Annotated in this window: 13 protein-coding genes and 1 tRNA gene; 6 read left to right on the plus strand and 8 right to left on the minus strand. The window is 70.3% G+C overall.

Features of this window, described 5'->3' with window-relative positions:
* Positions 1-8: 8 nt before the first annotated feature.
* Positions 9-1,559, minus strand: coding sequence for a PP2C family protein-serine/threonine phosphatase (locus tag ACH492_RS38045; RefSeq protein WP_398993714.1), 1,551 nt, complete (start codon positions 1,557-1,559; stop codon positions 9-11).
* 454 nt (positions 1,560-2,013) lie between these two features.
* On the opposite strand from ACH492_RS38045, the gene ACH492_RS38050 reads away from it, so the two are divergent.
* Both ACH492_RS38050 and ACH492_RS38055 read left to right on the plus strand, forming a co-directional pair.
* Positions 2,014-2,697 (plus strand): bifunctional DNA primase/polymerase, encoded by a 684-nt coding sequence (locus tag ACH492_RS38050; RefSeq protein WP_398993716.1) that lies wholly within the window; start codon positions 2,014-2,016, stop codon positions 2,695-2,697.
* 187 nt (positions 2,698-2,884) lie between these two features.
* Positions 2,885-3,502, plus strand: coding sequence for a hypothetical protein (locus ACH492_RS38055; protein WP_398993718.1), 618 nt, complete (start codon positions 2,885-2,887; stop codon positions 3,500-3,502).
* Between the two features lie 195 nt (positions 3,503-3,697).
* Here the strand turns inward: ACH492_RS38055 and ACH492_RS38060 are convergent, their stop codons facing one another.
* The 3 genes from ACH492_RS38060 to ACH492_RS38070 all read right to left on the minus strand — a co-directional run bounded on the left by ACH492_RS38060 (position 3,698) and on the right by ACH492_RS38070 (position 6,437).
* Entirely contained in the window at positions 3,698-4,666 is a 969-nt protein-coding gene (locus ACH492_RS38060; protein ID WP_398993719.1) for a DUF5926 family protein, read from the minus strand.
* A gap of 317 nt (positions 4,667-4,983) precedes the next feature.
* The gene (locus ACH492_RS38065) at positions 4,984-5,583 is read right to left on the minus strand and encodes an ATP-binding protein (RefSeq protein ID WP_398993721.1); all 600 of its coding nucleotides are present in this window, start codon (positions 5,581-5,583) and stop codon (positions 4,984-4,986) included.
* A gap of 53 nt (positions 5,584-5,636) precedes the next feature.
* Positions 5,637-6,437 (minus strand): glycerophosphodiester phosphodiesterase, encoded by an 801-nt coding sequence (locus tag ACH492_RS38070; protein ID WP_398993723.1) that lies wholly within the window; start codon positions 6,435-6,437, stop codon positions 5,637-5,639.
* Between the two features lie 250 nt (positions 6,438-6,687).
* Here ACH492_RS38070 and ACH492_RS38075 point away from each other — a divergent pair, with 250 nt between their 5' ends.
* Complete coding sequence (locus ACH492_RS38075; RefSeq protein WP_398993724.1) at positions 6,688-8,199, plus strand: trypsin-like peptidase domain-containing protein; 1,512 nt, start codon at positions 6,688-6,690, stop codon at positions 8,197-8,199.
* Between the two features lie 45 nt (positions 8,200-8,244).
* A tRNA-Ser gene (locus ACH492_RS38080) sits at positions 8,245-8,331 on the plus strand.
* A 145-nt stretch (positions 8,332-8,476) separates the two neighbouring features.
* On the opposite strand, the gene ACH492_RS38085 is transcribed toward ACH492_RS38080, so the two are convergent.
* From ACH492_RS38085 to ACH492_RS38100, 4 genes are all read right to left on the minus strand, one after another.
* Positions 8,477-8,842: an MmcQ/YjbR family DNA-binding protein gene (locus ACH492_RS38085; protein WP_398993726.1), complete on the minus strand. Its 366-nt coding sequence runs from the start codon at positions 8,840-8,842 to the stop codon at positions 8,477-8,479.
* 7 nt (positions 8,843-8,849) lie between these two features.
* Complete coding sequence (locus tag ACH492_RS38090) at positions 8,850-9,275, minus strand: VOC family protein (RefSeq protein ID WP_398993728.1); 426 nt, start codon at positions 9,273-9,275, stop codon at positions 8,850-8,852.
* Positions 9,276-9,302: 27 nt separating this feature from the next.
* Positions 9,303-10,274, minus strand: coding sequence for a helix-turn-helix domain-containing protein (locus tag ACH492_RS38095; protein WP_398993730.1), 972 nt, complete (start codon positions 10,272-10,274; stop codon positions 9,303-9,305).
* An 80-nt stretch (positions 10,275-10,354) separates the two neighbouring features.
* A complete protein-coding gene (locus tag ACH492_RS38100) occupies positions 10,355-11,230 on the minus strand; it encodes a bifunctional DNA primase/polymerase (protein ID WP_398993732.1) in 876 nt (291 codons plus the stop codon).
* 313 nt (positions 11,231-11,543) lie between these two features.
* On the opposite strand from ACH492_RS38100, the gene ACH492_RS38105 reads away from it, so the two are divergent.
* Together ACH492_RS38105 and ACH492_RS38110 are read left to right on the plus strand one after the other, a co-directional pair.
* Entirely contained in the window at positions 11,544-11,849 is a 306-nt protein-coding gene (locus ACH492_RS38105) for a hypothetical protein (RefSeq protein ID WP_398993734.1), read from the plus strand.
* 237 nt (positions 11,850-12,086) lie between these two features.
* A complete protein-coding gene (locus tag ACH492_RS38110; protein ID WP_398993736.1) occupies positions 12,087-13,277 on the plus strand; it encodes an acyl-CoA dehydrogenase family protein in 1,191 nt (396 codons plus the stop codon).
* The last annotated feature ends 21 nt before the right edge of the window (positions 13,278-13,298 follow it).

The raw sequence follows: 13,298 nt of genomic DNA on the forward strand, positions 1-13,298 counted from the left end.
GGGGGATGTCAGTCAAAACGGGCGGCGAGCAGCACCACGTCCTCACCGCTGTCGGCCTCGTCCAGACCCTCCGGAAGCACCGTGCGCAGCACATGGTCGGCGATCGCTGCCGGGTCGTGGCGTACGGCCTTAGGCACGCTCGCCGCCGCCGCGTGCAGCCGCGCGAAGGCCCGGTCCATGGGATCTCCGGTACGCCGCAGCAGTCCGTCCGTGTACAGCAGCACCGTTTCTCCTGGCTCGGGCGAAAGCTCCACGCTCGGCGCCTCCCAGCAGGCGAGCATCCCCAGGGGGGCCGACAGGGACGTCTCGATGAACTCGGTGCGCCGCTCGCCGACCACCAACGGCGGTGTGTGCCCCGCCCCGGCCAGCACGATCTTCCTCCTGGCCGGTTCGGCGTACGCGAAGAGCGCGGTGGCGGTCCTGGCCGGCTCGGTCAGCCGCAGCAGCAGCTCCAGGTCGGACAGTACGGCGACGGGGTCCTCGCCCTCCATCACGGCGTACGCCCGCAGGGATGCCCGCAGCCGCCCCATCGCGGCCAGCGCGCTCGGCCCGGAGCCGCTGACCGAACCAACGGCCAGTCCCAGCGCGCCTTCCGGCAGCGGCAGCGCGTCGTACCAGTCGCCGCCGCCGTGCGGTCCTGTGCGGTGCCTGGCGGCGAGCTGGACGCCCGGCACCCGGGGCAGCCGGCTGGGCAGCAGCTCCTCGGCGACGGTCGCCACGGTGGCGCGGGCGTGTTCCAGCTCGAGGAGCCGGGCCAGATGCTCGGTGGCGTAGCGCATATAGAGCCCGACGAGATGGCACTGGCGCTCCACAGGCGCGGCGGGCTCGTCGTACATCCAGACGGCGGCGCCGAGCGTGCCTGCCGCTTCGGAGGCGAGCGGCTGGGTGTAACTGGCGGCATAGCCGAGGCGGACGACGACGTCGCGGTGGCGGGCGTCGAGGGTCTCTTCGGCGAGCAGGTCGGGGTGGGCGACGGCCTTCGGGACGCCGCCCGGACCGGGCTGCCCGTCGGGGAGCTGACCGTCCAGGATCCTGCCGTACGCGGTCGCGCCGCGCGGGACCGTCTCGATATGGCCAAGTTCGGCATGGGTGAGCCCGAGGCCCTTGGTGAGGGCGGGGCCGTGATCGGGCTCGAAACAGTCGGCCCGCCAGGAGCCCGGCGCGGGTTCGAGGACGACCATGCCGCGGCGGGCGCCGACCAGGGCGGCTCCCGCGCGCAGCAGTTCATGGAGGGCGTCGTCGAGCGAAGCGGTTCTGGCCAGGCGCTCGGTGAGTTCGTGGAGGGTGGTCAGGTCGGAGACCCAGCCGGCCAGCCGGTCCTGAATCACCGCGCCGGGAGGGGCCGCTGAGGCAGGAAGGGCGGGCAGGGGGGAGGGAGTGTGCGCTGGAGCGGGAACCGCTGAATCGATTCCAGCCACTTTCGGCAGGTGAGGGGCGCTCATGGCAGCCGGCTTTCCGACTGGTGCGTTTCGCTCAATAGCATCGCAAACCCCCATGTCATTCTGCGCGGCTATCAATGCATCCACATGTACACGCACACGTAAGGGGATGTCCAGCATTGCCCCAGTGGGATTGGTGGTGTCTACGGGACTGTTAACTTGGCTGAAAAATGCACCCTATGGCGGTTGATTGGGGTCGACTGAGGGCGGTCAGTAGGGCGTCATTCCAAGCGTGATGGGTACGTAAACGGTGATGGCCAGGGGCAGTTGGGACCGCCCCGGAACCTGGCGGCGGGCCCGGGCGTCTTAGCAGCCGGAGGCCGCGCCCCATCCCCGAGTGGCGGGGAAAAGTTCAGCGGGACAGCAAGCGCCAGGCGCGCGCCACCCCTCGCCACGCGTTTAATGGACTACAGCCCACGTTCGGCCCCCGGGCGGCGATCCTGTCGCAGGCGAAGCGGGGGGTCGCCCATGCCACCGGCAAGGGGCGGTGATGCGCCGACTTGTACGCACAGTGAAGAGCTGCACACATGTTGTGATGTGGACCTCGGCGTTCAACGGAAAGGAACGAGCGCTCATGCGCGAGATCCTCGGAAGGCGACGCAGGCTCGGGTTCCGGCGCAAGAGGGGGCCTGTACAGCTCGAAGCGGCGCTCACCTGCGCCGGCGAGTGGCAATGGCCGGTACTCCCCGGTGTGGGACTGAAGGCGGCCGGAAGTCGCGGTGACGGCGGGCGCGGTTGCGCCTGCCCCGACCCCGAGTGCGTCGTACCCGGCGCGCACCCCTTCGACCCCGGAATCCTGGCGGCGACGACCGACGAGCGAATGGTGCGCTGGTGGTGGACCAATCGGCCCACCGCTCCGATCATGCTGGCCACCGGAGGGCGCGCGCCGTGCGCGGTGAGCCTGCCCGCGGTTGCCGGGGCGCGTGCGCTGTCGGCGCTCGACCGGATGGGCATGCGGCTCGGTCCTGTTGTCGCGACGCCCACGCGCTGGTCGCTCCTGGTGGCTCCGTACACCCTCGAGGAGCTCGGCGAACTGCTCTTCGTCAAGGACTGCGTGCCGAGTTCGCTGCGCTTCCACGGCGAGGGCGGCTATCTGGTGCTGCCGCCTTCCGAGACGGGGACGGGCCAGGTGCGCTGGGAGCGCGCGCCGCTGCCGGGATCCGCGGCTCCCTGGCTGCCGGGTGTGGAGGCGGTGGTGGACGCGCTGGTCGAGGCGAGCACCAGCGCACCGGACGGCGGTAGCCGCCTCGCGTACTGAACGCGCACAGGGCCCGCGATACCGCGGGCCCTTGATCCATCTCTTGATCCGGGCCGGCTCTGTCACTCGTACGGGTAGGGGCCGGCCCGAGTTGTGCGGGAATTGGGCGCGGGGCCCCACTGGCGGCGACATTGGGTGGATATCTTCGGCCCACCGTCAGAATTCCCGCGCAGTCGGCAGGTGGCCCATGAATCTCCGCATGATCGGGCTCACCGCCGTCGTGGTGTTCACCGGGCTGCTGCCGCTGGCCGCCTCCGCAGGTCCGGTTGGGGGTACCTCCCGGGCCAAAGGCTCTGGGGGAGGACTCCGGCCGGGGTCGGGGGCCATCTCCGCATTCGTTCCCGCGCCCGACCCCCCTCTCGGGGACAAGGGGAGGCCGAAGCCCGAGCCGGGTCTGCTGCCCGGGCCCGGCGCATCCCCAGCCGTCGGCGTGAGCCGGCCCACTGCCCCGCACACATCCGCGCAATGTGGGCCGGAACTCGCCTCTCCCGACGGGGTCGAAGCCCAGACCTGCGTGCTTACCGAGGGGCGCGACACCTGGGCGCGTACGTACTACCGCAATGCCACAGGCGAGGAATTGACTTCCCTGCTCACTCTGATGGGACCCGGCGGGCGCACACTGCAGATCAACTGCGTGGTCGAGGTGGGGGGCGAGCCGGACGTCTGCGAAACGCCCCGTGAGGCCTCTCGTGGGGCTGTCGCGGGGTATTCCGCGGTGGCGGAGTTCGCAACTGCCGACGAGGTCGGAGAGGGGCCGCTGCTGCTGCGGTCCGGGAGCAACTCCGCGTCGCCTGCGGGCCGTTGACGGAACGAACCATTCCGTAGAAATGGAAGCGCCCGGTCGCTGGCGACGGGGGATGCACCAGCGACCGGGCTTCTAGAACGGTAACAAGAGATCGGCAGTTCGCAAATTCGATCTCGGGTATTCGGACAGGGATTTACCTGTCCATAGGGCGAGTTGTGACTGGGGTCACCTATCGGTCGACAGAAACCGTCACTCTCAGCTGAGGGTGACTTGGCGGTTGGTGAGACCGCCGCGCGCCCGGCGCTCCTCCGCGGTCAGCGGCCCGTCGGTCGCGAGAGCCTTCGCGAGCCGCTCGACGAGCTCGGCGGCCGGCTTCTCGCACTCCTCGGCACCCATCGAGCTCGGCAGGTCCCAGACCGGGACCATCAGCCCGTGCGCACGGAAGGATCCGACCAGCCTGGTCCCCTCGCCGATCGAGGAGGCACCGGCGGCGTGCAGCCGGGCAAGCGCGTCCAGGAGGTGCTCCTCGGGGTGCGGCATGACCCAGCGGAGGTGGTTCTTCTCCGGGGTCTCGCACCAGTACGCGGCTTCGACGCTGGAGAGCTTCACTGTCGGGATCGCGGCTGCGTTCGCGCGCTCCAGCGATGCGGAGACCTCGGGCGTGGCGCTTCCCGCCGAGTCCGGGACCCAGAACTCGAAGCCGGAGTGGACGGTCGGCTCGAAGTCGGCGTCCGCGTCGAGCAGCTCCTGCAGCCGCACACCGTCGGCGGGCACCCTCTGGGCGGCGACCGGGGTGCCGGGCTCGGCGATAAGCGCGCGCTGCAGGGTGTCGGCCAGATCGCGGCTGAGGTCGCCGGACGAGGTGTCGTTCTGCAGGCCGAGCAGGACGGAGCCGTCGTCACGGCGCAGGGCGGGCCAGGCCATCGGCAGTACGGTCGCGAGTGTCACGGACGGCACGTCCTCGGGCAGCCCGCCCTTGAGGGTGAGCGTGGCGGTCGCGGCTGGCACCAGCTCGCGCAGGGCCACCCAGTCGCACTCGCCGGGCAGTCCCTCGAACGGGCGCTGGACCAGCTCCGTCACGGCGTGCGCGGCGGCCCGGCCGTGACAGGCCTTGTAGCGGCGGCCAGATCCGCAGGGGCAGGGCTCGCGGGCCCCGACCACGGGGATCTCTCCGTCCCTGAGCTGCGGCTTCCCGGCCTTGGTCTGGGGTCGCTTCTTGGCCATGGTGTGGCTTTCTCCCGATTACGGCGGTGCTGTGTGCTGTGTCGTCGGGCGCGAGCCTAGCCGTCGGCCGGGTTCAGTACAGCTTGGCTGGGCCCTGCATCGGGTTGAGCCGAGCCCGGGACAGCTCGGCCGACTGTCGGCCGGGCCCCCCGCCCGGCTGTCGGTCGGCTGTCCGCACGACTGTCGGTCGGGTTGTTGGTCGGGCCCGCCGCACGGCTGTCGCTCGGATTGTCGGTCGGGCTGTTGTCGCGCCCGCCGCACGGCTGTCGGCGGGGCTCTCCGCTGAGCTCCGCCGGGCCCGTAGAACTCCGTCGGCCTCAGTCGAGGTCGTCGTACGACTCCGCGAAGTCGAATCCGGGGCCTGCGACGCGCGTAGCGAAATCTTCGCGGCGGTGACCTTCGGTGACAATCACCCACACCGTGACCTCACCGGTCGCGCTGTCGCGAACACCCCAGTCCTGGGCGAGCGCGCTGATGATGTTGAGCCCGCGGCCGCCTCGCGCGGTGACCGATGGCGTGGCTGGAACCGGCCGGGTAGGACCGCCTCCGTCCGTCACCTCGACGGTGAGCCGGCCTGCCCTGTCGACGCGCCAGGCGGCGCGGATGTCGCCGTCGCCCACCTCCGCGTGCCCCAGCGGCCTGCCGTGCCGACAGGCATTGCTGAGCAGTTCGGAAAGGATCAGTACTGCATCGTCGACGACCGATTCGGACATTCCGTTGCGGCGCAATTGCTCACGCATCCGGTGTCTCGCCTCACCCACGCCCGCAGGGCCATGGGGTACGGCCATGCTCGACGACGTGGGCACCTCCTGTGCCACCACCAACGCCACCCCCGAGACCTCCTTTGCCCCACGCCACGGTGTGAATGCCCCAATGGACTGGACCGGAAACCGGCCAAGCGCGGGCCAGTGACGCACTCGTAACGATCCAATACGGAACGAACGCGCCGGTGCACTCCCTGTAATCAGCGTTAGAGGCGGCCTAGTTGGGACAACACCTGTTTGGGGCGATTGGTGATGATCGCCTCGACACCGAGGCGGGAGCAGAGCTCGACGTCCTCCGGTTCATTGACGGTCCACACGTGCACGCGATGGCCCGCGCGGTGCAACCGGGCGACATATCCGGGGTGGTTGCGGACGATCCGCATGCCCGGGCCGGCGATCCGCGCGCCGGCCGGCAGCCGCCCGTCGCGCAGCCGCGGCGTCACGAACTGCATCAGATAGACAGTGGGGAGGTTCGGCGAAGCCGCCGAGACCCGGTGCAGGGACCGGGCCGAGAAGCTCATGATCCGTACGGGCGAGTCGTCGGCCGTGGTCGGATCGGACAGGCCGAAGCGCCCGAGAAGGTGAAGCAGCCGCTCCTCCACCTGGCCCGCCCAGCGGGTGGGGTGCTTGGTCTCGATGGCCAGCTCGATGCGGCGGCCGGAATCGGCCACCAGCTCCAGCAGCCGTTCCAGGGTGAGTACGGAGGTGAAGGACGGGTCTCCCCAGTCGGGGCTCTCCTCGCTGTCCTTCCACGACCCGAAGTCGAGGGCCGCGAGATCTGCGAGTTCCAGGGCGGAGACGGCGCCTCGGCCGTTGGACGTGCGGTTGATGCGACGGTCGTGGACACAGACGAGATGCCCGTCGGCGGTGAGCCGTACATCGCACTCGAGGGCGTCGGCGCCGTCCTCGATCGCCTTCTTGTACGCGGCCAGGGTGTGCTCGGGGGCGTCTTCGGAGGCGCCTCGGTGGGCGACGACCTGGATGTTGTGCTGCCGTGCTTGAGTCACCGCGTCATGGTGTCACCGAGGCGGGGTAGGCGCGTGCCGGGGGCTGGTCCGGAAGCGGGTTCGAGGGCGTCCGGTGGCTGTCTGACGGCCGTCCGGTGGCTTTGGAGGTGCGTCCGTTTTGTCGGACGTAAAGGATAGCCGAGATACACACAGGTCCTGCTTACAGTGGTCTGACGTGTGGTGGGAAAAGCTGACGGCAGACAGTTGCGAGCGCTGATGAGGAACCTGTGGAAAACCTGAGGAGAAAGCTGTGAGCACCGAGAACGAGGGCACTGCGGTCCCGGCCGCCCCGTCCGTACCTCCTGTGCCGGGCGCCGCTCCCGAAGGCACGCCGGCATCCGCTTCAGTAGCCGAGACACCGCAGACAGCCGAATCAGCTCACCAGGACGGGACGCACCACCACACCCAGCCGGCAGCGGCTGCGGCCGAGCGGCCCGGGCACTCCCCCCAGCCCGACCCTGCCACCGCGCCGCTGCCCGGTCCCGTCCCGGCCGTCGCGCCGACAGGCGCGCACCACCCGGCACCCGGCTGGCCGCCGCCCCCGCCCGCACTCCCCTCCTATGGGGGCGGCAGCGGCGGCCGCCCGGTCTGGGGCTCGTCGGCCCAGGTCTCCGAGCCCCCGCGCAAACGCTCCGGCGGACTGGTAGCCGCGGTGCTCGCCGCCGCGCTCGTAGCGGGCGGCGTCGGCGGCGGAATCGGCTACTGGGCCGCTGAGCGCAACGACGACACCTCCGGCTCGACCACGGTCTCCGCGGCGGACGCGCCCAAGGACTTCAAGCGCGAGCCGGGAACGGTCGCCGCGGTCGCGGCCAAGGCGCTGCCGAGCGTGGTCACCATCGAGGCGAAGGCGGGGGGCGGCGTCGGCGGCAACAGCGAGACCGAGGGCGGCACGGGCACCGGCTTCGTCTACGACAAGGAAGGCCACATCCTCACCAACAACCACGTGGTGGCCTCCGCGGCCGACGGCGGCACGGTGTCCGCGACTTTCTCCAACGGCAAGAAGTACGACGCCGAGGTGGTCGGCCGGGCCGAGGGCTACGACGTAGCCGTACTGAAGCTGAAGGACGCCCCCTCGGGGCTGAACCCGCTGGCCCTCGGCAACTCCGAGCAGGTCGCCGTCGGCGACTCGACCATCGCGATCGGCGCGCCCTTCGGCCTGTCGAACACCGTCACCACCGGCATCATCAGCGCCAAGAACCGCCCGGTCGCCTCGGGCGACGGCTCCAGCGGCAAGAACTCGTACATGAGCGCCCTGCAGACCGACGCCTCCATCAACCCGGGCAACTCCGGCGGCCCGCTGCTCGATTCGCGCGGTGCGGTGATCGGTATCAACTCCGCGATCCAGTCGGCGGGCAGCGGCGGCCTCGGCCAGTCGCAGGCGGGCTCGATCGGCCTCGGCTTCGCCATCCCGATCAACCAGGCGAAGAACGTCGCCGAGCAGCTGATCAAGACGGGCAAGCCGGTCTACCCGGTGATCGGCGCGACGGTCGACATGTCGAGCAAGGACTCGGGAGCCAAGATCGCCGCCGAGGGCGCGGGGGGCACCCCGTCGGTGACCCCGGACGGCCCGGCCGCGAAGGCAGGTTTCAAGGCGGGCGACGTCATCACCAAGTTCAACGGCAAGCCGATCGACAGCGGTCCGACCCTGATCAGCGAGATCTGGAACCACAAGCCGGGCGACAAGGTGACGCTCACGTACCAGCGCGACGGCAAGGAGCACAAAGCGGAGGTCATCCTGGGCAAGCGCACGGGCGACAGCTGATCCCGGTAGTCTGTAGCCCGCTCCGCCGCAGGTGGCTGGGGCGTGGGTGGGTTGCCCGAGCGGCCTAAGGGAACGGTCTTGAAAACCGTCGTGGCAGCGATGTCACCGTGGGTTCAAATCCCACACCCACCGCGCAGAGCCTGTAAGGCCAGGTGACAAGGGGTGTCCGGAACTTCCGGACACCCCTTGTCAGCGCCGTGATCCGCTGCAAGCCGGTTCTCAAGGCGATGAGCACAAGTCCGCCACCCGACCGGGCCTCCCCCAGGTGAGTTTCTGCTCAGCCCTCCGCTTCCAGTGCCGTGATCAGGCGCGCAGGGGCGACCAGGCAGTAGGCGTCCAGAACGAGGTCCTTCACCAGAGCCCAGTCGACGGCGACGTCGAGGTAGACGCCGATCCAGCCCCGGTGGCCGACGTAGGGCGGGCGGAAGAAGTGCACCGGGTCGGAGGCGACCATGTGTTCTTGAACTCCGGCCGGTGCCGCGCACCAGAAAGCAAGCCGGTCGTCGTGGTGGTGGTCGGAGAAGGTGACGAACACCTTCTTCCCGGCGGCGAACCAGGTGGGTTCCCCGTGACTGAGCCGCTCGTCCACCTCGGGAAGTGCCAGGCAGATCGACCGGAGCCGGTACAGCGCCGAAAGTGCCATGGCCGGATCAGCCGGGATCCGCGGCCTTGCGGGGCTCGCCGCGATAGGTGCCGAACGACCACCGGTTGCCCTCGGGATCGCGGGCGGCGAAGTCTCTGGAGCCGTAATCGGTTTCGCGCAATTCGGAGGTGATCTCCACGCCGGCGGCCTTCGCGCGGGCGTACAACCTGTCGGGGTCGGCCGTGACCGCATAGGCGCCGAAGCTTCCGGGGCGCAGCGGCCAGGCGTCGGTCTCGGCGTCCCGCTTCGCCGAGCCGAGCATGATCCCGCCGCCTTCCGGCCAGGACAGCTGGGCGTGGTCGACGCGGTCACCCTCCCCGTGGACCACGGTCTCCTCGAATCCGAACGCGTCGGTCAGAAACCGGATCAGCGCGCGGGCGTCGTGGGCACGCAGGGTGGGCCACACCTGCGGTGCCGGTGTTGTGTCGTCCATGTCCACCAGGCCTCCTCGGCCAGTCCTTCAGCACTCGTTGGGCTCTTGCCGCAGCCAATCCTGTGCTGGTCCGCCGCTGGAGGCTTGGACGTTTCGGAACTCCTCGGCCAGCCACCTGCTCGGGGCGCAGCCGGCCAGGGAGCGGAACTCGCGCGCGAGGTGTGCCTGGTCGAAGTAGCCGCACTCCGCGGCCAGGTCGGCGAGCCGGGGAGGCTCCGACCGGCCGGCACCGGCCGCCAGCAGTCTGCGGGCGTGGTCGAATCGGACCACCCTCGCGGCGGCCTTGGGCGTCAGCCCGGTCTCCCGGCGGAAGCGGTCCGCCAGATGGCGTCCGCTCCAGCCGACTTCGTCCGCCAGTGCCGACACCGGCACGGCACCGCCGGTGCGGATCAGCAGCTGCCAGGCGCGGGCGACCTCGGGCGGAGCGCCTACGTAGGGGCGGGTCGCCCGGAGCAGCAGCTTGTCCAGCACGGCGAAGCGCTCCGGCCAGCTACCGGCCGCTTGCAGCCGTGCCTGGAGCTCACCGCACAGGCGGCCCAGGACGGCGTCTGCGGGGATATCGGTGTTGGCCAGTTCACCGGCCGGCAGGCCGAGCAGCGCCCGCGCACCGAGCGGATGCAGCGCAACTTGTATGCCCGACTGCCGGCCCTGGTGGGTGATCAGCGCCGGTGACGTGTGCAGGCCGCCGAGCAGGGTGTCGTAATTGCCCGGTGCCTGTCGGGGATCAGGGTGGCCGGCCACTGTGAGCAGGTCGTCGAGCGTGAAAATCAGCGTCAGGTAGGGCGAGGGCATCCCCCGGTGCAGTGTGGCCGGGAAGCCGTCCTGCCGGTAGCCGGTGTACCAGGCCACATAGGGCCGCAGCGCGGCTGCGGCCCTCACGCGGACCGACTCGTTGACCACGCCGTGGCGCGGCAAGGTCGTAGCCGCCGCGGCGACCTGCTCGCGCGGCGCTGAGCCGGCCTGCGGCCCCGGGATGTCCACTCGTGGCGCGCTGTACACGCCACCAGTATCGGCCCGCCAGGCCAAGGAGTCGTTCCCCCGTTTCCCCAACCCCCGTTTCCCCAACCCCGTGCCCTCCGTCAGCGGCCCCGGCCCGAGGTGAGCCGGTCCGCCGAGGCGATCGTCGCGCGGGCTTCGTGCTCGGTCAGGCCCGCGCGGACCGCCGCTTCGGTGAGGGCGTCCGCGAGTTCGTCGCCGAAGCCGTTCTCGTAGGCGCGGCAAGCTGCCCAGAAAAGCCGGGTGTTGCGCTGGCCCTCGTGGGCCGCGAGGACGAACTGGACCAGGCCCTGGCCCTGGGATGGACGGGAGGGGGCGGCGTGCGTGGGGTGGTGGGGGCGTGCGGGGGGTGTGATGAGGCGCAGGAGTGCGCGGGGGCACGGCGCCGGGGACAGCTCGGCCGTGCCTGGCGCGAGTCGGTACGCGCCGTGGGCGCTCACCGAGCCGGGGCCGACGAGATAGCCGCCGGCGCCGCGGACGTCGATGCCGGCGGCGAGCCGGCTCGCGGAGTTCGGGACGACGACGTCGGGCGGGCCGGTCAGCCAGAGGTGGCGGCCGCCGCTCGGGGTGAGGACGGTGACCGTCTCCGGGATCGTGAAGAGATGGCGCAGGGCCAGGTGCTGCAGCGCGGCCACGGAGTCGGTCGAGGACTTGGTGTCGAGGTCGATGCCGATCAGATGGTGCGGCGGCCGGCCGCAGGCGATGCCATAGCCGGTGGCCCAAGGGGCGGCGGCGAACAGGGCGCGGATGCCCGCCGGGTCGGTGGTGGCGTCGTGGACGCCGTGGCCCGGCAGTCCGCATTCTCCGCGGCACAGGACCGGCTCGGGGTCGCCCCGGTGGGGTGAGCGCAGGGCGGGGAGCTTGGTGGGGGACAGGGGAATGACGGGGAGCCCGCGCTCGGCGGCGGAAAGAGCGTGGGCGAGGGCCAGGGTGGCGGTCTGCCGGTCGGTGATGGCCATGGCTCTATTTTCGTACAAGCGTTCGAAGAAGGGAAGAGGGGAATACTGGCCGAAAACATGCCGAAACGCTTCACCTCTTGTCCTGGCCGGGCTCTGTGGTGCGCGCCGACGTGAACTGAGGGCTCTGCGGGCGTGAAGGGGGTTTATCGGCATGTCATCACGCTTGAGGGCGAATTGGGTGCTCCGGCGTGGTTCGCCGGGGATTCGGTGGGCAACTCTGATCCCGCGACGTCGTGACCACGATCCGGGGCGGTCGGCCAACTGCCCTGGAGCAAGCCGTACTTCTGCAGTTCCGGTTCATGGAGGAAATGACATGGCAAGCATCCGCACCGCCCGCGCCATCGCCGCTGTCGCCGCTCTGCCCCTCGCCACCGCCCTCTTCTCGGGTGTTGCCCAGGCCGACAACGGCGCGTTCGCGGACGACGGGTCGAACGCGACGGTGGCGTCGGTCGTCAGCGGAGTCGGCGGCGACAACTGGGGCAATTCGACTACCACTCAGCAGGTGGCGAGCGGCGCCGGCGCGTCCAACCAGAACAACACCGCCAGTGTGAACGGCTCCGGCTTCACCGCGATCGACCAGTCCAACACGGTGGTGAACTTCACGAGTCTGTGGTGGTGACGGCCCGAGGGGGGTGCGATCAAGGGGTGAACGACTGCCTGCGCGGCGGCACTTCGGTGCCGCCGCGCAGGCGGTTGTGCGTCGTGGCCGTCTGCTGTTGCTGTGCGTGCGGTTGTGCGTGCCGCTGTGAGCGTGCCGCTGTACGTGGTGGCCGCGTCCGGCGCCGGCCTTGACAGCGGGTGCGTATCTGACGGACAGTCAGAAACCCTGACTCGTACGCCCGGGAGGCGGCCGCCCGTGCACCTCGCCCCGACGGAGCGGCAGCAGCAGCTGCGCGCCGAACTGCGTTCGTACTTCCGAGATGTGATGCCGGACGGACCGCCGCCCGCCGACGACGAGACGGGGCAGCGCCGGCTGCTGCGACGTATCGGCGCCGATGGGCTGCTGGGGCTCGGCTGGCCCGTTGAGTATGGAGGCCAGGGGCGGGGCCCCGACGAGCAGTTCGTCTTCTTCGACGAGGCGTACCGGGCGGGTGCGCCCGTCTCCATGGTGACGCTGAACACCGTAGGCCCGACCCTGATGAAGTACGGGACCGCGGAGCAGAAGTCGTACTTCCTGCCGCGCATCCTCAGCGGCGACGTCGTCTTCGCGATCGGCTACAGCGAGCCGGAGGCCGGGACGGACCTCGCCTCGCTGCGTACGCGCGCCGTGCGGGAACGCACAGCTGAGGGCGGCTCCTGGGTCGTAGACGGGCAGAAGATCTTCACCAGCAACGGCCAGAACGCGGACTGGATCTGGCTCGCCTGCCGTACGGACCCGCAGGCGCCCAAGCACAAGGGCATCTCGATCATCCTGGTGCCGACGGACGCGCCCGGATTCGCGTGGACGCCGATCGAGACAGTGGGCGGGCTGACCACGACGTCGACGTACTACGACGGGATACGGGTGCCCGTGGAGAACCTGGTCGGCGAGGAGAACGGCGGCTGGGGGCTGATCACCAACCAGCTCAACCATGAGCGGGTGGCGCTCGCGGCGATCGGGATGCAGGCCGAGGACTTCTACGAGGCGGCGCTGGAGCGGGCGCGTACACCCGATCCAGTGACGGGCGAGCGCCGGATTGACGAGTCGTGGGTGCAATTCAGAGCGGCTGAAGTGCACGCCCGGCTGGCGGCAACGCGCCTGCTCAACTGGCGTTTGGTGGGCAATGTGGGGGCGGGACGGCTGGCGCCCGGCGATGCGAGCGGCGTGAAGTTCACGGGAACCGAATCCGCGGTCGAGGTGTATCGAATGTGCCAGGAAATCACGGGGGAGGCGGGGCTGATCCGGGGCGGCTCGCCCGGCTCGCTCGACATCGGAGCTCTGGGTGACGGGGAGCTGGAGCGGATGAACAGAGCGGCGCAGATCAACACCTTCGGGGGCGGGGTGAGCGAGGTGCAGCGGGAGATCGTCGCGACGATGCGGCTCGGCATGAAGAGGGGGAAGAGGTGAGCGGGGAAGTGGTGAGGGGCC

It is taken from the genome of Streptomyces sp. NPDC019443, from assembly GCF_044389785.1.
GTDB lineage: Bacteria > Actinomycetota > Actinomycetes > Streptomycetales > Streptomycetaceae > Streptomyces.